The organism is Pirellulales bacterium, assembly GCA_019694455.1.
Classification (GTDB): domain Bacteria; phylum Planctomycetota; class Planctomycetia; order Pirellulales; family JAEUIK01; genus JAIBBY01.
Genome location: JAIBBY010000004.1, coordinates 138,665 through 161,658 on the forward strand (window position 1 = coordinate 138,665; position 22,994 = coordinate 161,658).

The following is a 22,994-nucleotide window of genomic DNA, read 5'->3' on the forward strand; positions in this document are numbered from 1 at the left end:
CCCGAACACGTACAATTCCGCTGGTTTCGCCGGTGTTTTACGGCCTGTCGCGGCGTGCTTGTTGGCGTACTTCGCCCCAGATAGCATGGACCAGGTACGGTCTTGCGCGCCTGATCGGATTCGGCTGGTTGGGCGGCAGCAGTCGTAGTGGCGGTCGCTCGCCCAATAACGGCGGCGATGTTTTGGGCGGTGTCACTGCGCGCATCGCCAGAGCCGCTTTCATCTCCCTCAAACCGCTAGCGAGTCGATGCGCCAATTGAGTTGCAGCTTGGTGTCGCACGGCGCTGGGGGGCATGGCTGGCCATTGGCGTGCGTGATCTTGGCCTGGGCTTTCTATGCCGGTCCGCTGCTGTCGCCAGCCACCAATCTCTTTCTCAACGACACTTATTGCCTTGATTTGCCGACTCGGGTTCACGCTGCCCAATTGATCCGAAGCGGCGAGTTTCCTGTTTGGACCAGCGGCATTCATTGCGGCTACCCCCTGTTCGCCGACGGTCAAACGGGCATTCTCTACCCGCTGTTCATGATCTATCTGATCTCGCCGACGGCCGAAGCTCACGACGTGTTCATGGCGCTGCATTTCTTGCTGATGGCGCTGTTTACCTATCTGTTCCTGGCGTCACGACCGCTGCTGCCTTGGGCGGCGGCAATTGGCGCCACGGTGTTCATGGCGTCGAGCTACCATCAGTCGTCGCACGTAATACCGGGCGGAATCGCCACGGTGGCCTGGTTGCCGTTGGCACTGTGGCTGATCGACCGAGGAGCCAAGGGGGATCGGCGCTCGTATTGGTGGTGCGCCGCGGTGAACACGGTGATGTTTCTGGCCGGGCATGCGCATGCCGCGTTGATCTGCTATAGCCTGCAACTGTTGTGGCTCATGCGCTGCGAGGGTTGGCTCCAAGTCCGCCGATGGCTGCCGGCCGCGCTGATTGTCTTTGTGTTGGCGGTGGGAATCTGTGGCGTGCAACTTGTGCCCACGCGCGCGTTTGTGGCCGAGTCATCGCGCAGCGCTGGTGGCTGGTTTTCGTCGGGGGTCGATCCCGAGGTGATCGAGCAATTTCGGCTTCGCTGGGGGCAGCTCTTGTTGTTCGTTTGGCCCAATGCGTTCGGCGATCCCTGGTCGTGGAGTTGGTCTGACGAAGTGGAAGTATCGCGGTTGCCGTGGTGGGAAGCGCTGATCGTGTTTCAGGGATTCGCGGCGTTGGCGCTGACACCGCTCGCGCTCGTTTGGGGAAAGCCGCGCAGCGAAGTCGCCTTTTGGGCGGCGATTGCGCTGGTTGCCTTGCTATTGGCGGGACTATTGCCAGCGTATTGGATCTTAGGCTATCTGCCGCTATTCAATCTGTTTCGCTGGCCGACGCGCTTCATGATCGTGTTTGCCATGGCTATCGCGGTCTTGTCAGGATATGGCGCCGAGGCCGCGCTCCGGGGAGTTTGGCGCCTCTTGGCGCAATGGCCGCGGCCGCGTCTGGTGGCGACGGCGGCTGTGGTGGCCGGCAGCCTGATCGGCACGATTTATCATCACTTTGGCCCCTATTGCGCCGCGGCCGATTTTTTCTCGAGCGCGTCACCGGCGATACTCTCCGAGGCGGCTACCAATCCAGATCTGCGTCTGTCGACCATGCGTCCGCTCTATAACTGCTGGGCCGCCAACGAGGCGCAGTTGCGGCGCAACGCGGCGGCGCTGCCCCCCGACTTCAACCTGCTCTTCCACGTCGACAACGCCATGGTGAGCGATCAAGGATTCACCGTAAGCCCGCACGTCATGACCGATATTTCGACGACCGACAATCCCAACTACTTGCGCATGGCGGGGGTGACGCATCTGGCCTATGCCGATCCGTTGGCATTGGTGGACGAATTGGAAGCGACCTACCCCTTTCGCGCCGCGCCGCCACCGATGGCTGAATTGGAGTTGCTATCGACCGATCCGGCGTACTTTTACCGCTACAAGCCGGCGCTATCGCGAGCGTGGATGGTGTACTCGGCGGTGGTCAAGGCCGAAGCGAAGGAGCGGTTGAAATACATCCGCTCGGCGGACTTCGACCCGGGACGCGAAGCAGTGCTGGAAATCAACCCGCCCGCGATGACGCCGCCCGATGAGCAACCGACTGTAGCTTGGCGGCAACCTCGCCAAAGTCGCCTCGAACTGGATGTAAAAACCGACGCTCCCGGCCTGCTGGTGGTAGCCGACTATTGCTGGCCCGAGTTCGAAGCCACGGTCGATGGCCATCCCGCTCAACTGCTGCGCGCCAACCACGCATTTCGCGCGGTGGCCGTTCCGGCGGGGAGCCATCGAGTTGTCATGGAGTTACGACCGCGTTCGGTCTACAAGGGGCTCGTCGTGAGCGGGGTGGCGCTGGCGATCTGGGGCTTCGGATTCTCAAACGCGCGCCGCCGGCCGATTCCATTCCGTGAGGCGGGCGCCAGTCGATGACGCCATCGCTCGCAAAACATGGTTGGGCGCTGGCGGCGATCATCGCCGCCTGGCTCTATTACGCTGGCCCGTTGTTGTCCCCCGCAACTAATCTTTATGCCAGCGACACCTTCTGTCAGGATGTGCCGCTAAGGCTCTATGCCGCGCGGCAGTTACGCGCGGGACACTTTCCCCACTGGACCACCGACATCAACTGCGGCTTTCCGCTATTTGCCGATGGGCAAACGGGCATTCTGTATCCCTTGTTCCCGCTCTATGTCGCTTGGCCCACACCGGAAGCGCATGATTGGTTCATGGCCGCGCACTTCTTGTTGCTGGGGGGATTTACCTATCTCTTCTTGCAGTCGATCGGAGTCACGCTGGCCGCGGCCGCGATTGGCGCGATCACCTTCATGTGCGCCAGTTACCACCAGTCGAATCATGTCGTGCCGGGTTGCCTGGCGGCGGTGACCTGGTTGCCGCTGGCGCTCTATTTGCTCCAGCGCGCCGCCAACGGAGATCGTCGCGCCAGTTGGTGGTGCGCCATTGTCAACGCCGTTGCGCTCTTGGCTGGGCATGTGCATGTGGGGCTAATCTCATACACGCTGCAGGCCGCGTGGCTCGCCTATGCATGTTGGGGGAAATCTCCGCTGCGTTTCTTGCAGACGAGCCTGATCGCGTTCGTCGCTCCTTTAGGACTGTGCGCGGTGCAGATGTGGCCGACGCAGCAATTTCTCGCCGAGTCTGATCGATCTTCGGGATCGTTGTCGTCGGCGCTGGATTGGGAGCAGTTTTCCGCCTTCGGAATGCAGTGGCGGCAGCTTGTCACGTTTGTGCTTCCTAACTTCGCCGGCACTCCTTGGAATTGGACCGGGCTCGCCGCCGAGTCTCCCACTGCCTGGGAAGAGACGCTGGTGTTGTTTCATGGTTTTGCCGCGGTGCTGCTTGTGCCGTTGGCGCTTTGGCGCGCGGTCCCGCGGCGTAGCGTGGCGTTTTGGGCCTCGCTGGTGGTGCTGGGGTTGCTTCTCTCGGGCGCGACTCCGCTGCGTTGGCTGTTGATGCATGTGCCGCCGCACAATCTGTTTCGCTGGCCGGCGCGTTATATGCTTTTCGCCAGCATGGGGATCTCGGTCCTGGCTGCCTATGGCGCCGATGTGGTCGCACGGTGGTTGATTGCTTGGCCCGCGCTATCGCCGTCCGTGCGCCGTATGACGCTGGCGGCATTGGTCGTTATCTGCGGCGCATCGATCGCGTATCGACATTTTGGCCCATACCTGGTGGGCAGCGACTTTTACGCCATACATTCGCCAGAACTGGTCGACGCGGCTCGGCGCGATGAGCATTTTCGCTTGTTGCCGCTGGCGCGTCCCTTGTTCCGATCGTGGCGGCTCGACGAAGAGCAACTGCGGCAAAACGCGGCCTTCTTGCCCGTCAGCTACAACTTGCTGTTTGACGTGCCCGTGGCCAATCTGTTCGATCAGGGAAACGCGGTCAGCCCACGCGCCATGGCCGACCTGATCTTGAGCCAAAAGACCGGCGCGCTGCGGGCCTGCGCTGTGACGCACCTATCGTCGCCGATTCCGATCGAAGAACTACGCGGCGATATTGAGGCGCAGCTTCAGCCCGTGCCGCTGCCGAATGAGCAAGAGATTGAGCTGATCGCCAGCCGGCCGGCGTTTGTATATCGGCTTCGCGATGCGCGGCCGCGCGCCTGGATGGTGTATCGCACCAGGCAGATTGCGGACCCAGAACAGCGGGTGCGCGCGATCAGCGGGGACGATTTCGATGTCGCCAAAGAAGCGATCGTCGAAACGGCGTTGCCAGCGACGTCGCCTCCGTCGGAAGCCAGCAGCGTTCAGGTTCAAGAACAGGAAAACGGCAGGCTGGAAATAGAAACCGACTCACCGGCGGCTGGTCTATTGGTCGTGGCCGACGCCTTTTCGCCTCAGTTTCACACGACGCTCGACGGCGAGCAGATTCCGCTGTTGCGAGTCAATCACGGCCTGCGTGGTGTCTGGACTCCCGCAGGACGGCATCACATTGTCATGCGGTTTGTGCCGCGCGCCATCTGGCAGGGGGCAATCATCTCACTGGCGACGGCGATTCTTGTGGGCTGGAGATTGTGGCGTGCGGGCAGGCCGGTCGCATGTCGCCCAGTAGCAGTTGGACAATCACGATGACGACGGCGCCATGAGTTCGACCATCAGCAGTATTGAAACGCAACAGCAGCCTCACAACTGGCGACGCTATGGAGCTGTGATTGCATGTTGCTTGACATTCGCGTTTCTACTGACGACACGCTTTACCAAGTTAGGTGAGCCCCCCTATTACGAGCAAGCGGAGGGTCTCTGGTCCGAAGGCGCGTACCTGGCGGAGACTCGGCTCGACTACGCCGCTCTGTCGAAGGAAACACATGGTTTGCAAGGGGGCGTGCGCTGCTATTTCGTTTCGTCGGTGCTGCCGGCAGTCGTGGCCTTGTTGCTGTTAGCCACGAACAACTCGTCCGATGCCTTTGCCCTTTACCATTTGCTGACGTTTGCCGCGACGGGCATTACGGTCGGCGCGCTCTACTCGCTATTGCGTCGCGAAGTGGCTCGCGGCTTGGCGGCACTGTCGTGCGCCTTGCTGCTCAGCTTTCCGTTCTTCAGCGTTCAAGTCGACATGCTCGGCATGGACATGCCGATGACCGCGCTGGCCATGTGGTCGATCGCAATGTTCGCCAATGGCCGCTACATCGCGTCGGCGGCGATGGCCTTGTTGGCGATCTGGGTCAAGAACTCGGCGCTGGTACTGATCGTTGCTCAAGTCGCATGTCTGGCGAGCATGACACTAATCGCCCCACGAACAGATCGCGCTGCGGAACGCTTTCAGGTTTTCGGCGGCTTGCTTTTGAGTCTGTTCAACATTGGCGTGGTGGCGGTGCTGCTGTGGTTCCGTGACGCCGCCACCGATTCCATTGGATTTGATTGGATTTCCGATGGACAGCTCTTGCTGCGGTCGAGCCCCGAGTTCTTGTTGGCGATCGCCGTCAGTCTCTACCTGGCGTTTCGGAACGCGCTGGAGTTTGGTTTTCGCGGGCCAAACAATCAAGGGACGTTTCCTCGCCGCGTGTTCATGCTGTTGCCGACATGGGTTCAGTATCAGCCCGTCGTGGCGTTGGTTTCGGTTACGGTGTTGGCTCACATGGCGGCGCAATCGCGAATGCCGTTTGAGGTTCGCTACTTTACGCTGATCGCACCGCTGGTTGTTCTGCTGATCTGCCAACTAGGCTTTGCCCGACTGCGCAGCGCGAAGCTTGCGTATGCGTTGATCGCTGCGTGGATCATTGTCAATTTGATCAACCGCAGCGGACTTCTGTACCCAGAAATGCCCGTCTGGCTCAGTCGGGCATATGGCGTGCCTGAGCGCAGCCATGAATACGAACGCGACCTGAATTCTTACCGCGCGTCATGCCGCTTATTGCAGCGAGAATATCGCGATGAGGCGATGTTGCTATCGGACCAGTACCTGCGCTTGACCTCTCGGCCCGTGTTGGGCTTTGTGACACAGGCGCTGCGCACGGTTTCTCAGGCGAGGCTGTTTCGCGCGTACGACGACAATCTGTTGAGCCTATTGCGCGACGAGCCAGACGAACTGATAGTTGCTATGGTGCCCAACCCGTTGGCGGAGGTTCCATTTCCGTACTATCAAGTGGCGAGGCCGACACCGGCCGACACGGTGATTTATGACGACGGGCTTCGTCCGCCGGTTCAACTCTATCGCCGCCGGTTCGCGCAGCCGCGCGGGTCGGCGGGGCGATTTCGCGAGGTGATGGATGTATTGTTCGCCAACGCGACCAGCATGGATTGCGCGGTACGGTTGGCGGCGATTGGCCAACCGGAACTGGCGATGGAATATGTGCGCCGCGACTTGCAACTGACCTCACTCACACCGGAAGCTGAAGCGTCGTTCGCTCAGCGCATCGAAGACGACATTACGGGTGATGCGATTACCGAGGAGAGCCTGCATGCCTCTTCGGACTATGTCGCCGCATTAGTGGAACATTTGCGCTGCTATCGAGAGCAACTATTGCGCGCCGGCGACCAGTGGCGGAATCAAGACAAATTGCGCGAGCGATTCGCGGGTGGCCAAATGTTGGAAGTGCAGCGACTACGCTATTTGCCGCCAATGAATGAATCGACGATCGACGATGGCCCGCGGGCGGCGATCTCGATTCCGTTGACGAATTTGCTGTATCGAACGAAGACTGAATTGAGTGACCATTGACGCCGACGCCCGCCACTGCAAGATGGAGTGCTGCCGACGATATAGACTCTTGCCAAGCGGTTCGTGTATGAAACTGAATAAGCAAATGCGAAGCGTGGTGGTTGGCGCGCTCCTCTGGATCGCCGCAACTTTTAGCTTGCTCGACAGCATCGCGGATTTGCACCTGCGCGTCGTGCCGCTCGCGCCCTCCGGCTTTATCGGCTTTTTGGCGGGCGTCTTTCTGGCCGCCGCGATGACCAACCGGTGGCGCCTCGCCGCTGTGTGGTGTGGCGTTGGGTGTTGGATCATCCCGCGGGCGATCGATCACCTGGTGCTGTGGCGCCCGGGCTTGAGCACAACCGCATTGCCATTCTTGATTAGCGCGCTGTGCGGCGCTGCGCCAATGGCCTTAGTCGAAACACGCGCCCGACGCGCGTCGCTTTCACTACCGGCTCGCCGTCATTGGGCCTGGCTGTCGGTGGTGGCCAGCGCGTCGATTGTCTTGTCTCCCAATACGACGCTCGCCAATGGGCATCTGTTTGTGTTGGCGTCGTGGTACGCGATCATGCTGTTCATCGGCTGGCGCAAAGAATGTCTCACGACCAACGTGCTGGTGAAGATCGCCATTGGCGGCCTGCTTCTGTGGTTGCTGTGCCACACGTTGTTTGTCGACGCGTTCGAGTTCTCGCCCCTGTATTTCCTGTTCGCTCCCTTCGTGCTCCGGCCCCAGGCGTGGCGCACGCGGCAATGGATCGGCGTGGCTGTGGGCGCGATCGGAACGGCGCTAGTGACGACGCTGGTGGATCGCGAGTTCACGATCGCCAGAATCATCGCCGCAGTCGGCCTATGGTGCATGGTCTACGGACAGGCGTTCGTCGCTGAAGAATCGCCCGCGGTGCGCGCATCGGTGGCGTGAGCGGCGCCATCCCGGCCGCAGCCGAAGCGAAATGGAATACTGAACTGGCGTCAGTCTCGCTTCTTGCCGGGCAAGATGCCTTCGTACTTGGCGATGATGCCGAGCATCATCTCGTCGGCGCCGCCGCCAATCGACAGCAACCGCGAATCGCGGAAGTAGCGGGCCATGGGATACTCTTCCATGTAGCCCATGCCTCCATGGAACTGCATGCACCAGTCGGCCACCTCGCGCACCAACCGGCCCGCTTTGAGCTTGGCCATCGAGGCCTCGCGCGTGAAATCCTCACCCGCGATCAACTTGCGAGCGCAGTGATAGCACATCTGCCGCAAGAACTCGACTTCGCTGATCAGCTCCGACAGCTTGAAGTGAATCCACTGATTGTCGATCAAGGGGCGGCCGAATGTTTGCCGCTGGCGGCAATACTCGATGGTCATCCGCAGGCACTGTTCGGCGCCGGTGACAGCCATCATCGAGCCCACCAGCCGCTCTTTCTGAAACTGCAACATCTGCAGAATGAATCCCATCCCTTCGTCGCCAATGCGAAACGACTTGGGCACCCGCACGTTTTCGTAGCTCAGTTCCGCGGTGTCGCTGGCGTGGTTGCCCATCTTTTTGAGCTTGCGGCTTACGCTGAAGCCGGGCGTCGTCGTGGGCACGATAATGAGCGACATGCCGCGATACGACGTGCCTTGTTCGGTGCGGCAGAGCGTGCAGACCCAATCGGCCTGCGTGCCGTTGGTGATGAACAGCTTGCTGCCGTTGATGATGTAATGGTCGCCGTCGGAGTCGGCTCGCGTCTTGATCGAGGCCACGTCAGAGCCAGAGCCGGGCTCGGTTACGGCAATGGAGCAGACGGCGTCACCCTTGATGGCCGGCTCCAAGAACTTCTTCTTCAGCTCATGCGAGCCAAATTGATTGAGCGCCGGCGTAGCCATGTCGGTCTGCACCCCGATCGCCATGGGGATACCGCCGCAACTGATGTGTCCTAGCTCCTCGGAGAGCACAATGTTGTACCAGTAGTCGAGGCCCAGCCCGCCGTACTCCTCGGGATACGAAACACCCAGGAATCCCAGGTCGCCCATCTTCTTGAACAGTTCATGCGCGGGGAAAATCTCTTGCTCCTCCCACGACTCGACGTGCGGGTTGATCTCCTTCTCGATGAATCGCCGCAGCGATTGACGAAAGGCTTGATGCTCTTCGCTGAATGGCGACGCGGATGGCGGTGTGGCGACTTGCTGCAACATGAACAGATTCCTGGCGTAAGTAGTCGAGGTAGGCAGTGGCTTCGTCGCCGCATTGTACGGCAGGCAAGCCGCCTATTGCCACCGCCAGTGAGCGCGCCCGCCAGGTGGCTAGAACACCCACGCCACACGCGCGAAGAGGCCATCCAGCGAAAGATCGCCTGGCCGCGGCGTGAAGGGAAAATTCCCCGTCGGCCCACTTTGGAACCAGTGCTGAAACTGCCACCCCGCGCTCAATTGCAACCGTGCCATCGGCTGCCAAGATCCCCCAACTTCCAGTCCCAGGGGAACCATCGTGGCGGCATGATCGTTGTTTCCGACGGTGTCTTGCGAGAACGCCGTCGTAACAATATGCACTGAAGTGTCGAAGGCCCCCACCAAGATCGATGCGTCGGCGCGCCCGAACAAGGAGAATGTTCGCCCGGCGCCAAAATAGCGCCGCATCTCGATGCCCACATGCGGACCACCCCCCACGAAACGGCTGTCATACGATCCTTCGCCCATCAGCGCGCTAGACGAGTCGTAAAACGACGTTCGTCCTTGCTGCCGGAAATCTGCTACGCGGGCGCCGATTGTCGGCGTGAAATCCCAGAAACCACCCGCGAATCGGATCGGCCGCAGAAAATCTACATCGTAAATATCCAGCCGCAGACCCAGTGCGCTTTCGGCCGCGGTTGGTGTTCCATTGATCGATTGATTCTCGTCATTCGGCGGAAAGATGAATTCGCCGGCGCCGGCATTGGCCGCGACGCTGGCGTTGTCGTCGAATCGCGTGTAGGTGAACTGCACCGCTCCCGCATTCGCCCAGCGCCAACCGATGAACATGCGCGGCGTCGACTGATAGCCAAACTCCTGATTGACGATTGTGCCCGTCGTGGGTGGCAACCCGCCACCGGTCACCACAAACGCTGCGGGATTTTCGAACGCGGCGCGCGTGAAGAGATAGTCGGCGCCGACATAGATTCCGCTCTGCCACTGCCAGGGCGCGAACGATTGGATCACTGGCGACGTGCTGTTGGCCGCCAACTCAGTGGGCCGCTGCACGATATGCGTCAGCGTTTCCATCGTGGGCGCTTGCGCTTGAGCGAGGCGCCAACTGCTGGCAAATGCAAGGTGGCACGCCAAGAGGGTGAAACAAACGTCACGGGTTCGGCCGACGGCCGTAGAGCATCGCATGGGGAGTTCTTTCAGAGGTCGGAAGGCTAATCACAGATCCGTCCCCCCCTGAAATTCCCCGGAGGTGTGCCCCCACCATTGGCCATCGGTTGAACCGCCCGCCCGGTGGCGTGAAATGTTGGCTGTTCGCATTGTGCAACTTGCGTCAAACGTAGCGTGCCCGAGTCTTGCATTTTACACATGCAAGCGCTGAATTTTTCACCCCGACAAGCGGGTGGGCGCGCGGACGATGAATACAGTAGCCTCGTTTCGACATGCTTGTCGTTGCTCCTGGCGTCAGTCTCTGGCGCGCCGCTGGCCAAACACGATGAATCTAGATCTCAAGAGTATTCCCGATCCGCCAGAGGCGCTCATTCAGTTTGTGCAACGGCTGCGCGAACAGGCTAACCCCGAAGACGAACGACGGCAGAGCGTGCGCTATCCGCTCACGGCCGTGGTGACAATCTTGCCGATCGAGTGGTTTTCGGATCAACGTCACGAACCTTTCAAAGCCGTCTCCAAAGATATCTCAACTTCAGGCCTCTCGGTGATCGGCACTCGTCCGGTCACCACACAGCAGTTCATGGCCTACATCGAAGTCGATGAGCAACCCGCAGTGGCACTGCTAGTCAACACCGTCCGCTGCCGCGCCGTAGGGCATCTCTATGAGATTGCCGGGCAGATCACCAAAAAGCTCGATCAGTAAAAATCGAGGGAATTGCGATCTCCCCGTCCGCGATCCGAGTTTCATGAACATTGTTTCATGGATTGGCGGTCAAAAAGTAGGCCGGCGCGCTGTGGCATGACGCCACCCCCCGCGTGGTCTACAATGCTTGCGACCACGACATATGGCTCACCCCACTCCTGGGGCGATTGCACCTCGCAGACACAGATTTCGATCGCGTTTTTTCTGGGTAAGGCAACCCGGATGCCGGCATCCAACTATCGAAACTTCCGCGACCCAATTGGCCTTGCTTGGCGCATGGTTTCAGACGGGCGATCGATCGGACGGCAGGCGATTGCCCGAGAATTGCTTTCGCTGGTCGCGGCGCCGCTGGATTGGCTGTTGCAAGGTGCGGAGCGCCGTGCCGCAGCGGCTGATGAACATTCTCAGCTGCCGTTGCTGCTGGTCGTGGGGCCGCCGCGGTCTGGCACCACCCTCGTTGCCCAACTGCTGACCGATTACCTGGACGTCAGCTATTTCTCGAATCTAAACGGCTTGTTTACGCGATCGCCCCTTTCCGCCCAGCGCCTATTGCAGCGAGTGCGGCCAGAGCCCAATCGCGAATATCGCAGCCTGTTCGGTGTGACGGCCGGACTGCATGGCGCGAACGACGGCTTTCACATCTGGAATCGATTTCTCGGCGGCGATCGTTATCGTCCGGCCACCGACTTGAATGCAAGCGAACGTGAGCGGTTGCGAGAATTCTTTGACCGCTGGCTCACGATCACAGGCAAGCCACTGCTGAACAAGAATAATCGCAATTTGGCGTGTGCCGATCTGTTGGCCGATGTGCTGCCGAACGCCTTCTTCATTTGCGTGACGCGTGATCCTGTGTGCGTCGCGCAATCGCTGATGAAAGCGCGACATTGGGTGCAAGGCGACTCGCGATATGGTTGGGGGCTTTTTGCCGAAAACGCCAGCGACTCGGGCGAGGCGGCGGGCGTCGATGCAGTGTGCAACCAACTGGAGCAAAACATGCGCTGCGCCGCCGCCATGCGCGCGCATATACCAGAGCAGCGCTGGCTTGATGTACGCTACGAATCCTTTTGTGACGATCCGGCCGCCGTGGTGAGAGAGATATTGGCGCGGACGCCAAATGTCGTGCTTCGTCCCGGCCGCGCGCTCGATGCCGTAAGGCCGATGGCGGCTTCGGATCGGTTGACGCTCTCGGTGGAGAGCCAAGCAATGATTCGCGAGAGATTGAACATGCCGGCTCCAACTCATGGGTTGACTCGCCGAACGTCGCGCCGCGACCAGCAAACCGCCGCGTTCTGAGCGAGCTTGGTTGGCTAATCGGCCCCGGCGTTTGGCAATAGCGTGGCGCCGCTGACGCGGTCATTTTCGCACCCGGCGCCATGCGCGGGCCTCGCTTTCTTGCTAAAATTGTAGCGCACTCACAGCCTTGCACTTATTGGAGTTTGCGCCCCCATGAGCGTTTTTCTCGGGATCGATATCGGCACCTCGGGCACAAAAACCCTGGCGATGGACGCCAGCGGCAATATTCTCGCCGAGTCGACCGAAACCTATCCGCTGCATCACCCCCGCCCGCTTTGGTCGGAGCAGGATCCCGAAGATTGGTGGCGGGCAACGGTCAAGACGATCCGCAGCGTGGTGCGGCAGGCCAAGCTCAAGCCCGCGGACGTCAAGGCCATTGGTCTGTCGGGCCAAATGCACGGTTCGGTGTTTCTCGACGAGCGCGATCGGGTGATTCGCCCAGCCCTGCTTTGGAACGATCAGCGCACGGCTGCCGAATGCGATGAGATCGAGCGTCGTGTGGGGGGGCGACGGCGGTTGATCAAGCTGGTCGCCAATCCGGCGTTGACGGGATTCACCGCTCCCAAGATCCTTTGGCTGCGCAATCATGAGCCGCGCAACTACGAGCGGACCAAGAAGATTTTGCTGCCCAAGGATGATGTCCGCCGCCGTCTGACGGGTGAATACGCCACCGACGTGAGCGACGCCAGCGGCATGCTGTTGCTCGATGTGAAGAAGCGCGACTGGTCGCGCCCCATGCTCGACGCGCTCGACATCGACGTGAATCTGTTGGCCCGCTGTTACGAATCGGAAGAGCCAACTGGCAAACTCATCACCGCCGCCGCCAAGGAGTTGGGGCTCACCACCGAGTGCGTCGTGGTGGGCGGAGCGGGCGATTGCGCCGCCAACGCCGTGGGCACGGGCGTGGTCAGCCGGGGCACGCTGTCGACCTCCATTGGCACCTCAGGCATCATGTTCGTCCATAGCGACGAGGTGACGATCGATCCCGAGGGGCGGCTGCATACTTTTTGCCATGCCGTGCGCGGCAAGTGGCACATGATGGGAGTCAGCCTTTCGGGCGGCGTTTGTCTGCAATGGCTCCGCAATCAATTTGGCGAGGAACTGGGAAAGAGCGCCAATGCGGATCCCTACGAGCTCCTGGTCGGCGAAGCGAGCGCGATCGCGGCAGGCAGCGAAGGGCTGTACTTCTTGCCCTACCTATCTGGCGAGCGCACGCCGCATGCCGATCCCGACGCGCGCGCGTGTTTCATTGGCCTCACATTGGCGCATACCCGGGGCCATTTAACGCGGGCGGTGATGGAGGGGGTGGCCTATGCCATGCGCGACAGTCTGGAGATTATCCGCTCGCTGCAAGTCCCAGTGCGGCAGATTCGCGCCTCGGGAGGGGGCTCGCGAATTCAGCTCTGGCGGCAAATCCAGGCCGATGTGTTCGGCCAGAAGGTCGTGAGTTTGCAGGCCGAGCAAGGACCGGCGTTTGGCGTGGCGCTATTGGCGGCAGTTGGGGCCGGCGCGTTCAAATCGGTGGAAGAGGCGTGCAAGGCCACGATTCGAGTGGTGAAAGAAACGCCAGCCGATCGCGCCGCCAGCAAACGCTACAATGCCGGGTTTCCTATCTATCAACAGCTTTATCGTTCGCTCCGGACCGATTTTAAGTCGATATCGGCGGTGGAGCATCCTCCCCAGCCACGCAAGAAGGCCGAGCCGGCCGCCGCGTCTGCCTAACGCCGCAGCGTGCCGCATAACCCGGAGGGACATTCGGTGGGCACACTATTTCTCGCCGAGAGCGATGTGCGGCAAGTCCTCGACATGCCGAGCGCCATTGAGCGGGTGCGCGAGTGCTTTCGACAGCTTGCCGCGGGGCGGGCCGAGAATGTCCCTCGGCATCGAGCATCGGCGCCGGGCGCCGTGCTGCATACCATGAGCGCGGCGGCGGGCTACCTGGGCATGCTCGGCTGGAAATGCTATCTCACCACCAAGCGGGGGGCGCAATTTCATTTTGGGCTGTACGAGCAGGCGACTGGCCAACTCGTGGCGCTAATACAGGCCGATCGACTGGGACAAATCCGCACTGGCGCCACCACTGGCGTGGCGGTCGATCACTTGGCGCATCAGCAAGTCGACGAAATGGGCCTGATCGGCACGGGGTGGCAAGCCGAGGCGCAATTGACCGCGGTCGCCGCCGTGCGCCGTGTCCACAAGGCGTATGTCTACAGTCGCGATCCAGAACGTCGGCGCGAGTTCGCCCGGCAGATGCAATCAAAACTCGCCATCGAGGTGGCGCCGGTCGGTCAGCCACACGATGCTGTCGAGGATTTGCCGGTGGTGATCACCGCCACGACCAGCGCCCAGCCCGTGCTGGATGGGCGCTGGTTGGCCGAAGGAAGTCTGCTTTGCGCCATGGGATCGAACTGGCTTGGCCGGGCGGAGGTCGACGTCGAAGCAGTGCGCCGCGCCGATCGCATTGTGTGCGACAGCGTGGAGTGTTGTCGCCGAGAAGCTGGCGACTTCACCACGGCGATCGAGTTGGGGGTGTTCGATTGGTCGCGCGCCGTCGAACTTGCCGATGTGGTGGCTGGGCGCGCCATGGGACAGCGCAATCCCGCCGCGGTGATTCTGTTCAAGTCGGTCGGCATGGCGCTGGAGGATGTCGCTGTGGCGACGCTGGTTTATGAACGCGCCAAGGCACAGGGATTAGGTCGCGACGTGGACCTATAAGGAGTGCGCTCGCCATGTCCGTCACGCCTCTATGGAAGATTCGTTCCGGGCAATTTGCTGGCTGGCATACCAACAACGCTTTGTACAACGACGCCGGCGATCATGTTGGATACCTCGCCGGCCATATTGCCTACGGGCTCGATGGCCGACCACTGGGCGAGCTTCACCAGGCCGAATGGATCGGCCGAAGACGCGGCGCGCATTACCCTGCGGGTGAAACGCATCCCGTCTGCGGGAGCGTGGCGCATGCCCGGTTGCCCGACCGAGCGGGGTTGTCCGTGCCCGACTGGACCGATCCGGCGCCTTGATGCAAACTAGCTATACGATTCTGCGCCGATTCATTGCCACCATTGAGTTTCACCGCGTTTAGCTGATGCCGCCCCGTACGATCGCAATTGGAGACATTCATGGCTGTCTGGCCGCGCTCGATCGGGTGTTGGCGGCCATCGAGCCTTTGGCCAACGATACGCTGATCGTACTGGGCGACTACGTCGATCGCGGCTCCGACAGTCGCGGCGTTATTGCTCGGCTGCGACAGCTTGCGGAGCGCTGCCGACTGGTGGTGCTGACCGGCAATCATGAAGAGATGCTGCTCGCCGCGCGCGATGACGAGGTGGAACGCGACGCCTGGTTGCGCTACGGTGGCGCCGAAACATTGGCGTCGTACGGCGCCGCCAGCCTGGAAGGCTTGCCAGCCGCCGACATCGAATGGATATTGCAAGGCGCCGACGGATTCGAAACGGCGACTCATTTGTTCGTACATGCCAACTATCTGCCCGACCTGCCGCTTGCCCGCCAGCCCGTGGAGGTGCTGCGCTGGGAGTCGCTGTGGCAGCGAGTGCCGCCACGGCATATCAGCGGAAAAATCGCCATTGTAGGCCACACAGCGCAACATGAGGGCGAAATCTGGGACTTGGGGCATTTGCTTTGCATCGACACCTATTGTCACGGCGGCGGTTGGCTCACGGCCATGGAGGTCGACACACGGCAAGTGTGGCAGGCCAGCCGTGCCGGCGAACTGCGCGCTAAATAATCGCCGTCTGACCACAGCATTGTCGTTGCTCGCGGCCGACTTGCCGTAAAATGAACGCCAGACGATCCGCGACGTCGGCATGAGGCATCGGTCATGAGCCTGTTGCAAGCTACTACTTCGACAACTTCCCCGTCGCTAGTGCTCGATGAGCGCGATGGCGCGGTGGCCATCTTAACGCTCAATCATCCGGCGCGGCGCAATGTGCTGTCGAGCGCTCTGTTGGCGGAACTGCTCGCTCGACTCGAATCGGTTGCCGCTGATCGTGGTGTTCGCTGTCTGATTCTCGCGGCTAGCGGCCCAGTGTTCTCGGCCGGGCACGATCTGGCCGAGTTGCTTGCCGCCGACGCGGAGCAACTGCAGTCCATATTTTCGCTCTGTACCCGCGTGATGGAGACCATTCGGCTGGCGCCGAAGCCGGTCATTGCACAAGTGCAAGGCATCGCCACCGCCGCCGGTTGCCAATTGGCCGCCACGTGCGACCTGATCGTCGCCAGTCGAGCGGCAAGCTTCGCCACGCCAGGAGTGAAGATCGGCATGTTTTGCAGCACGCCGGCCGTGGCGCTGTCGCGAGCGGTACCCGCCAAGAAGGCGCTAGAAATGCTGTTCACCGGCATGCCGATCAGCGCGGCCGAAGCGGAGCGCTCTGGATTGGTGAACCAGGTAGTGGAGGCAGAGCGACTCGAAACGGCGACTCGCGCCTTGGCCCAGCGCATCGCAACCGCCAGCGGCGACACGCTCGCTCGTGGCAAACGCGCCTTCTACGCACAACTGGCGCTCGACCTCCCCGCCGCATACGATGTCGCCTGCCAGGCCATGGTCGACGGTGCCCAAACGCCAGACGGCCAAGAAGGCATGCGCGCGTTTATCGAAAAGCGCGAACCCCAGTGGCGCGATTGACGTGCCTCGACATTCGCCCGTCGAAGCGACGGCGCGATTAGCCAGGCTCGAGCGACCGCAAGGCGGCAATCAATCGATCGACCTCTTCGGGCGTGTTGTAGTGCAACAGGCCAATGCGCACGAGTCCGTCGGGCTCCAAGCCCAGCGCTTCGGTCAATGGCAGCGCGTAAAAGTTGCCATGCCAGACAAATATGCCGTGCTCAGCCAACGCCAACGCCACTTCGCGCGGCTTGAGGCGGCGATGCGAGATGGAGATCGTCGGCACGCGCTCGTGCAAACGCTTTCGATCCGTGATCCCCCAGACTTTCACGCTCGGCAGGGTATCCAATCCATCCAATAGTTGCATAAGCAGTCCGCGCTCGTGGACGGCGATCAGTTCATACGATCGAGCTAGCGCCTCGCGGCGCGGCGTATGCGCAGGTGACTGCGACAGTGATTGCAAGTAGTCAATCGCGGCCAGCGTGCCCGCGATCGCCTCGTGGCTTTGCGTGCCCGTCATCCAGCGATCGGGCAGAGATTCGGCCGCGGGCCGCACTTTGTAGGCCGGCAACGCTTCCAATAGCGAGCGCCGTCCCCAAAGGATGCCGAGGTGTGGGCCAAAGAATTTGTACGCCGAACAGGCCAGGAAATCGCAGTTCCACGCGGCGATGTCGGGCAAGGCGTGCGGGGCATAATGTACCGCGTCCAGGAACACCAGCGCGCCGACCGCGTGCGCCAATTGCGATATTTCGCCCACCGGGTTAATTGTGCCGACCGCGTTCGACGCGCAGCCGACCGCCACCAGTCGCGTCCGGGGAGAGAGTTGCCTGCGCAGATCGTCCATGTCGAGCGTGCAATCGTCCGTTATGGCGACATGCCGCACGATCGCGCCGGCGTCACGCGCAGCCAACACCCACGGAGTGACGTTGGCGTCGTGATCGAGGCGTGTGACGACCACTTCGTCTCCCGATCGCCAAGTCCGCGCCAGAGCGCGCGACAGCGCGAAGGTAAGGCTGGTCATGTTGGCGCCAACGACGACTTCGCCTGGGTCGGCGGCGCCCACGAAGTCGGCCGCCGCATGATGCGCTTGCGCGAGCATCGCATCGCTTTGGCGGCTGGTGGCGAACACGCCGCCGTGGTTGGCGTTCGTGTGCAATAGGTAGCGCGACACGGCATCGGCCACGGCCTGCGGAACCTGGCTGCCGGCGGGGCCATCGAAGAACACAGCGGGGCGCTCGCCGCATTGCGTTTGCAGCGCCGGAAATTGCTGGCGCAACTGCGGCACGTCGAGGCGATTGAGGGTCACTCAGCGTTCTCCCGGGTAGGTTGTCGAAACGAGGCGTCGGTTCGATCGGTGATGAACATGCAGCCAGGACTGTGGGTGATGCAGATCGGTGGCCGAGCAGCCGCCAAGGCCAATTGCGGCGTAACGCCGCAGGCCCAAAAGACCGGCAACTCGCACTCGTCAATCGTGACCGCATCGCCAAAATCGGGCCGGCTGAGATCATCGACGCCCAAGGCGGCGGGATCGCCAATATGAATCGGCGCGCCGTGCATGGTGGGAAACTCCGCTGTGATGCGGATAACGTCGGCGATCTGCTCCGCGGGATAAGGACGCATGCTGACCACAAGTGGACCGGCGAACGGTCCGGCACTGGCGCAGGCAATGCGAGTGCGATACATCGGCACGTTGCGCCCTTGATCGATATGCCGCACCGGCAGGCCGGCGGCGACGAGCGCCGACTCGAACGTGAACGAGCAACCGATCAAGAAGCTCACCAGATCGTCGCACCACAGACTGGCTATATCGCTGGGTTGCAAGGAATCAGCGATGCCTTCTCGAAAGACGCGATACTTTGGCACATCGGTCCGCAAATCGGCATCTGCGGCAAGTCCATGTGGCACGGGATCACCAGGCGAGGTGCGCAGCAGCAAGGGACAGGGCCGCGGATTTTGTTGGCAGAAGCGTTCAAAATCGTCCGCGTAATCCGCTGGTAGGACAACAAGATTTGCCTGCGCATAGCCGCGCCCCAGTCCCGCTGTCGGGCCAGACCACTGACCAGCGCGAATGGCCGCGCGAACTTCAGCGGCGGAGGCGTCGCGGAATTCAGTCGCTTCGAACGGGCCAGAGTGCGCGCGTGTCATGTCACCCCTTGCCGCGTTCGTCGATAAAACGGCGCCCCTTCCCCTCAAAGCGCGGCAGGGAGCCAATCGCGGCCAGTTTCACCTCCACCTTCAGCCCCAGTCGCGTGCGCAGCTCTTCGAGAACGCGCTGCGGCTGCGCCAGCCGATCTTCGATTTCCAAATACAGAAAGTCCATCGCGCCCTGTTTGCGGGCGCAGACTCGATACTCGACGATTTCCGGGAAGCTGCGCACGATGTGTTCGATGGCGCTGGGAAAGATGTTGACTCCGCGAATGACCAACATGTCGTCGGCGCGGCCGAGAATTCCGCCGTCGAGAAACACAAACCCGCGTCCCGATTTACTCCACCGCGGCCGCACCAGGTCGCCCGTGCGATAGCGAATGATGGGGCAGCCCACGCGGCCGAGCGCGGTGAGCACCAATTCGGACAGTTCCCCCTCCTCGGCCGGCGTGCCGTGCGCGACGGAGAGGAACTCGGGCAGAAACTCGCTCTCGTTGATATAGAGGCCATTGCCGTCGGGATCGCCATAGCCCCAGGGGCCAATCTCGGAGGCGCCGGCATGATCGAAGACTTGCGCCTGCCAGGCGGCTGCGATTCGTTCGCGCGTGGAGGGAATGGAGCCCCCCGGCTCGCCCGCCAGCACGATGGTTTGCACTCCCAGCGAGGCGACATCCAATTGATGGGTCGCTCCTGATTCGGCCATGTGCAAGGCATAGCTCGGCGTGCAAAAGAGGATTTGTCCGCCAGCGGCGCGCAATAACTCCAGACGCCCGAGTGTCGAGAGCCCGCCGCCGGGCACCACCAGACAGCCGCGCTCGACACAGGAGTCGTGCGCGCTCCAAAAGCCGACGAAGGGGCCGAATGAGAAAGCCATGAACACACAGTGTGCTGGCTCAATGCCAACTGCGTCGAGCACAAACTGCCAGCAGTGCATCCACCAGCGCCAGTCTTCGGCAGTGTCGACCACCAGCATCGGCCGACCGCGCGTGCCAGAGGTTTGGTGCAGGCGCACGTAGCGTTCGGTGGGAAATGTCTGATTGCGGCTGAGTTGGCCCGAGCGTCGAGCGGCCATCAACTCTTCTTTGTAGGTGAACGGCAGCTTGCCCAGTTCGTCGAGCGACATGCTGGGGAGTCGCAGATCGGCGAACTTCTCACGATAGAACTGATTGTGCGGCAAGATTTGCTCGAGAAGCTGTTTGCATCGCGCGAGTTGATGGGCCTGTAAACCCTCGCGATCGAGTTGCAGCAGTCGGGAGCGATCTTCGGCTGTGGCGCTGGTCATGTCACGCATCATACGCCAGCACATGGGGCGCGGGCGAGTAGCGCCGCTAGCCAGTGGCGAATACCGCCATTAAGCTACGGACCATCCTGATTTCATCTTTTCCCAGGCGCAAAATTGAGATGCAGCCCGCAGCCAACAAAAGAGCGCTACTGGTTATATTTCTTACGGTCTTCATCGATTTACTCGGCTTTGGGATGGTGATTCCGCTGCTGCCGGTTTATGCTCGGCTCTTCACCGACGATCAAACCGGCTGGGTGATTGGCGCACTGATGGCGTCGTTTTCGGCCATGCAGTTTCTGTTCGCCCCGATCTGGGGAAGAGTGTCGGACCGCGTGGGCCGACGCCCCATTTTGGTGTTGGGCCTGGCCGGATCGGTGGTGTTCTACGCGTTGTTCGGTGTCGCCAGTTCAATGCGAAGCCTGACCCTACTGTTCGTTTCTCGCATTGGCGCCGGTATCTGCGGGGCCACCATCTCCACGGCGCAGGCGTATATCGCCGATGTCACCACCATCGCCAACCGGGCACGCGGGATGGCGCTAATTGGCGCCGCCTTTGGCATGGGGTTCACCTTTGGTCCTTTGATCGCGGCTGTGGCGCTGTTCGACAGCGCGCCAACAGTCCCCGCCGCGTCCGCGCATGCCGATACCGCCACCGAGGCCACCAGCCGTATTGAAGGCACAACGCATGCGGCCGAGGCCAGCCCCTGGCCAGGCTATCTGGCGGCCAGCCTGTCAGCCGTGGCGCTGGGCATGGCCATCTTTTACCTTCCCGAGTCGCTAAGTCCCAACAGCGAGCACGCGGGGCGGTCGATTTTGAGCCTCGACTCGTTGCGCGCCGCCGTGGCGATTCCGTCCATGCCGCTGCTGCTCGTCGCGGCGACGGTCACCGTGCTCTCGTTCGCCAATCTCGAGTCCACTATGTCGCTGTTGCTGGCCGTGCCGGCGGGGCATTTCGAGTTCGACCCCATGCAGATACTGCTGGTTTACACCTTTATTGGTCTGGTGCTGAGCATTGCGCAAGGCGTGTTAGTGCGGCGCGTGGCAGGCCGCGTGCCCGAAGGAACGATGGCGCTGGTCGGTGGTGTGACCATGATCGTCGGTTATCTGCTGGTGCCGATGGCCAGCAAGGTCGGCAGTTTGCACCTGCTGTTGGCGGCGCTATTCATCGAAGTCACCGGCTTCGCGTTTCTGCCGACGGCGCTCAATTCGCTGATTTCGCGCCGCAGCGACCCCGCCAAGCAGGGCGGCATTTTGGGATTGAATCAGAGTATGAGTTCTCTGGCGCGCATCCTTGGACCGCTGATCGGCATACGACTCTTTTACTCGGGGCCGATGTTGCCGTATTGGTCCGCGGCGATCTTGATGGCTGGCGCCCTGGTGCTGGTGCAAGTGGCGGTGCGACGCGGGCGCGATTTTCACTCGCCGCGAGTCTGATGGGCCGTAGCTCCGGTATCGCTAAACGTGGCCGGCTGCAGCAAATGCCGCGTAGCGGCCATGGCGAGAAAGACCCACAGCACAAGCGCCATCGCCTTGCGGGCCGCTGAGCGATCGGTGTCACCCAGCGCGATCGCGGCTAGTTGATGCATGAGCAGCACGCTAAGCATGACCGCCAAACCCAGCGCGCTGGTCGCCCAGAGATTGCCGCCAAGCAGCAACGGCCGTTGTTCTGGGGGAAGCTGCATGATGATCCACATGCCAAGCGGAAACTGCGTCAGCGTGGCCGCCAGCCCGAGCCAAGCTGGCAAAGTCGTAAGCTTGCGGCGCGAGTCGCTGACCGAATTGTCGCGCAGCGCCAGCCAAATCAAATAGACGGCGCTAAAGATCACGGCGGCGATCAGAAAGTGTCCCACCCGCGCCAGGGTGTGCTGTTCCAGCAGCACCTGGGGAACGGAAACGCGGCTTTCCCATAGCGCCGGTCGATGGCTCACCAGGCCAACCACGACAAACAGCGCCGGAAAATGGTAGGCGAGATTGGTGCTGCCAATGAGCGCCACCAGGCGGTGCAACCAGCGCCGGCCGGCCCAGCGATTCCAGGCCGCCCAATACACGGTGTAACAGGCGATCGAAAAGAAGTATTCGACCCCCGAGAACCACCAGCGGCTTGGTTTGATGGTGGCCAGAGCGTTCCAATAACTGCCGTTGCCGCTTGCGTATAATAGAGCGAGCTGTGCCGCTCCGAGCACGCCTCCCAGCACCAGGGCAAAGATACAGTGCGCAGCAAGCGTGCGGCCCAGCAGCCCCGCCTCCGGTTCGTGACGACCGCGCCATTCCAGCCAGATGCAGTACAGCGGACCAAAGGTCGCCAGTCCGACGGCGGTCAAATGGGCCGCGACGAGCACAATGAGCAACGCGAGAGTCACTTGGCCTCCTTGTGGCGGCTGAATCTCATGGCACACTCATAGCAGATCAAGCCAATCGATGGGAGGAGGATCCTGAAATGAAAGCCGTGGCGCCGGGGCTTTGGATCGGCAACGCCGCCGACGCGCGCGACGTGCGCCGCGTGGTCGACCTGGGGATCATGGCCGTGCTCCATCTGGCAATGGAAGATCCCCCGGTGGGGTATCCTCGCGATATTGTGTATTGTCGATTCCCCTTAATCGATGGGGTCGGCAATCGCCCCGAAGTGGTGCGAGCGGCGGTGGGCACGCTGCGCAATTTGATCGAGGTGGACGCCCCCACGCTAGTGGCCTGTAGCGGCGGCGTGAGCCGTGCCCCGGCGATCGTGGCCGCGGCCTGGTCGCAAACGCTTGGTGTTTCGCTCGACGACGCTCTGAAGCGGCTGGTCGCGCTGGCGCCGCACGATATCTCGCCCGCGCTGTGGGACGAGATCAAGCGTTGCGGATAGTGACGCGGCCAGCGGGCGGTTATAGTTGAAGCCCGCCGCCAGGGCGGACATACGGGCGATTAGCTCAGTTGGTTAGAGCGCCACGCTTACACCGTGGATGTCGGGGGTTCGAGTCCCTCATCGCCCA

General features: G+C 61.6%; 19 protein-coding genes and 1 tRNA gene. 14 read left to right on the forward strand and 6 right to left on the reverse strand.

All coding sequences use genetic code 11. The annotated features are described in order from the left end of the window. Positions 1-271: 271 nt before the first annotated feature. From K1X71_03475 to K1X71_03490, 4 genes are all read left to right on the forward strand, one after another. On the forward strand, positions 272-2,437 hold the full coding sequence (locus K1X71_03475) for a hypothetical protein (GenBank protein MBX7072185.1): 2,166 nt from the start codon (positions 272-274) through the stop codon (positions 2,435-2,437). Continuing rightward, entirely contained in the window at positions 2,434-4,596 is a 2,163-nt protein-coding gene (locus K1X71_03480) for a YfhO family protein (protein ID MBX7072186.1), read from the forward strand. The genes K1X71_03475 and K1X71_03480 overlap by 4 nt, the downstream gene beginning before the upstream one ends. A gap of 91 nt (positions 4,597-4,687) precedes the next feature. Then, positions 4,688-6,682 carry a hypothetical protein gene (locus K1X71_03485; GenBank protein ID MBX7072187.1) on the forward strand — a complete coding sequence of 665 codons (1,995 nt, stop codon included), beginning with the start codon at positions 4,688-4,690 and terminating at the stop codon, positions 6,680-6,682. Between the two features lie 67 nt (positions 6,683-6,749). After that, the gene (locus K1X71_03490) at positions 6,750-7,577 is read left to right on the forward strand and encodes a hypothetical protein (protein ID MBX7072188.1); all 828 of its coding nucleotides are present in this window, start codon (positions 6,750-6,752) and stop codon (positions 7,575-7,577) included. A gap of 50 nt (positions 7,578-7,627) precedes the next feature. Here the strand turns inward: K1X71_03490 and K1X71_03495 are convergent, their stop codons facing one another. Next, on the reverse strand, positions 7,628-8,821 hold the full coding sequence (locus tag K1X71_03495; protein MBX7072189.1) for an acyl-CoA dehydrogenase family protein: 1,194 nt from the start codon (positions 8,819-8,821) through the stop codon (positions 7,628-7,630). A gap of 108 nt (positions 8,822-8,929) precedes the next feature. After that, entirely contained in the window at positions 8,930-9,883 is a 954-nt protein-coding gene (locus K1X71_03500) for a hypothetical protein (protein MBX7072190.1), read from the reverse strand. A 418-nt stretch (positions 9,884-10,301) separates the two neighbouring features. Here K1X71_03500 and K1X71_03505 point away from each other — a divergent pair, with 418 nt between their 5' ends. From K1X71_03505 to K1X71_03535, 7 genes are all read left to right on the forward strand, one after another. Then, entirely contained in the window at positions 10,302-10,679 is a 378-nt protein-coding gene (locus K1X71_03505) for a PilZ domain-containing protein (GenBank protein ID MBX7072191.1), read from the forward strand. 324 nt (positions 10,680-11,003) lie between these two features. Next, entirely contained in the window at positions 11,004-11,972 is a 969-nt protein-coding gene (locus K1X71_03510) for a sulfotransferase (protein ID MBX7072192.1), read from the forward strand. A 153-nt stretch (positions 11,973-12,125) separates the two neighbouring features. Then, positions 12,126-13,694, forward strand: coding sequence for a xylulokinase (xylB, locus tag K1X71_03515; GenBank protein ID MBX7072193.1), 1,569 nt, complete (start codon positions 12,126-12,128; stop codon positions 13,692-13,694). Between the two features lie 36 nt (positions 13,695-13,730). Next, complete coding sequence (locus tag K1X71_03520; GenBank protein MBX7072194.1) at positions 13,731-14,687, forward strand: ornithine cyclodeaminase family protein; 957 nt, start codon at positions 13,731-13,733, stop codon at positions 14,685-14,687. A 14-nt stretch (positions 14,688-14,701) separates the two neighbouring features. Next, positions 14,702-14,995 (forward strand): hypothetical protein, encoded by a 294-nt coding sequence (locus K1X71_03525; GenBank protein ID MBX7072195.1) that lies wholly within the window; start codon positions 14,702-14,704, stop codon positions 14,993-14,995. A 65-nt stretch (positions 14,996-15,060) separates the two neighbouring features. Beyond that, the gene (locus tag K1X71_03530) at positions 15,061-15,720 is read left to right on the forward strand and encodes a serine/threonine protein phosphatase (protein ID MBX7072196.1); all 660 of its coding nucleotides are present in this window, start codon (positions 15,061-15,063) and stop codon (positions 15,718-15,720) included. Positions 15,721-15,813: 93 nt separating this feature from the next. Then, complete coding sequence (locus K1X71_03535; GenBank protein MBX7072197.1) at positions 15,814-16,617, forward strand: enoyl-CoA hydratase; 804 nt, start codon at positions 15,814-15,816, stop codon at positions 16,615-16,617. Positions 16,618-16,654: 37 nt separating this feature from the next. On the opposite strand, the gene K1X71_03540 is transcribed toward K1X71_03535, so the two are convergent. From K1X71_03540 to K1X71_03550, 3 genes are read right to left on the reverse strand one after another with little or no spacing between them, the layout of a single operon-like run. Beyond that, positions 16,655-17,902 carry a cysteine desulfurase-like protein gene (locus K1X71_03540; protein ID MBX7072198.1) on the reverse strand — a complete coding sequence of 416 codons (1,248 nt, stop codon included), beginning with the start codon at positions 17,900-17,902 and terminating at the stop codon, positions 16,655-16,657. Beyond that, positions 17,899-18,741 (reverse strand): putative hydro-lyase, encoded by an 843-nt coding sequence (locus K1X71_03545; GenBank protein MBX7072199.1) that lies wholly within the window; start codon positions 18,739-18,741, stop codon positions 17,899-17,901. The genes K1X71_03540 and K1X71_03545 overlap by 4 nt, the downstream gene beginning before the upstream one ends. Position 18,742: 1 nt before the next feature. Further along, positions 18,743-20,023, reverse strand: a complete 1,281-nt coding sequence (locus tag K1X71_03550) for a phenylacetate--CoA ligase family protein (protein ID MBX7072200.1) — start codon at positions 20,021-20,023, stop codon at positions 18,743-18,745. A gap of 119 nt (positions 20,024-20,142) precedes the next feature. On the opposite strand from K1X71_03550, the gene K1X71_03555 reads away from it, so the two are divergent. Then, on the forward strand, positions 20,143-21,456 hold the full coding sequence (locus K1X71_03555; protein ID MBX7072201.1) for an MFS transporter: 1,314 nt from the start codon (positions 20,143-20,145) through the stop codon (positions 21,454-21,456). Here the strand turns inward: K1X71_03555 and K1X71_03560 are convergent. Beyond that, entirely contained in the window at positions 21,438-22,382 is a 945-nt protein-coding gene (locus K1X71_03560) for a hypothetical protein (GenBank protein MBX7072202.1), read from the reverse strand. The two genes, K1X71_03555 and K1X71_03560, sit on opposite strands and share 19 nt — an antisense overlap. 77 nt (positions 22,383-22,459) lie before the next feature. Between K1X71_03560 and K1X71_03565 the strand changes: the two genes are divergently transcribed. Further along, complete coding sequence (locus tag K1X71_03565) at positions 22,460-22,867, forward strand: dual specificity protein phosphatase family protein (protein MBX7072203.1); 408 nt, start codon at positions 22,460-22,462, stop codon at positions 22,865-22,867. 53 nt (positions 22,868-22,920) lie between these two features. Continuing rightward, a tRNA-Val gene (locus tag K1X71_03570) sits at positions 22,921-22,994 on the forward strand.

Bases quoted from the DNA above. Each gene is read 5' to 3' on its own strand.
- K1X71_03480 (MBX7072186.1), top strand. From the start codon at position 2,434: ATGACGCCATCGCTCGCAAAACATGGTTGGGCGCTGGCGGCGATCATC.
- K1X71_03490 (MBX7072188.1), top strand. From the start codon at position 6,750: ATGAAACTGAATAAGCAAATGCGAAGCGTGGTGGTTGGCGCGCTCCTC.
- K1X71_03495 (MBX7072189.1), bottom strand. From the start codon at position 8,821: ATGTTGCAGCAAGTCGCCACACCGCCATCCGCGTCGCCATTCAGCGAA.
- K1X71_03500 (MBX7072190.1), bottom strand. From the start codon at position 9,883: ATGGAAACGCTGACGCATATCGTGCAGCGGCCCACTGAGTTGGCGGCC.
- K1X71_03505 (MBX7072191.1), top strand. From the start codon at position 10,302: ATGAATCTAGATCTCAAGAGTATTCCCGATCCGCCAGAGGCGCTCATT.
- xylB (MBX7072193.1), top strand. From the start codon at position 12,126: ATGAGCGTTTTTCTCGGGATCGATATCGGCACCTCGGGCACAAAAACC.
- K1X71_03525 (MBX7072195.1), top strand. From the start codon at position 14,702: ATGTCCGTCACGCCTCTATGGAAGATTCGTTCCGGGCAATTTGCTGGC.
- K1X71_03530 (MBX7072196.1), top strand. From the start codon at position 15,061: ATGCCGCCCCGTACGATCGCAATTGGAGACATTCATGGCTGTCTGGCC.
- K1X71_03535 (MBX7072197.1), top strand. From the start codon at position 15,814: ATGAGCCTGTTGCAAGCTACTACTTCGACAACTTCCCCGTCGCTAGTG.
- K1X71_03545 (MBX7072199.1), bottom strand. From the start codon at position 18,741: ATGACACGCGCGCACTCTGGCCCGTTCGAAGCGACTGAATTCCGCGAC.
- K1X71_03550 (MBX7072200.1), bottom strand. From the start codon at position 20,023: ATGACCAGCGCCACAGCCGAAGATCGCTCCCGACTGCTGCAACTCGAT.
- K1X71_03555 (MBX7072201.1), top strand. From the start codon at position 20,143: ATGCAGCCCGCAGCCAACAAAAGAGCGCTACTGGTTATATTTCTTACG.
- K1X71_03565 (MBX7072203.1), top strand. From the start codon at position 22,460: ATGAAAGCCGTGGCGCCGGGGCTTTGGATCGGCAACGCCGCCGACGCG.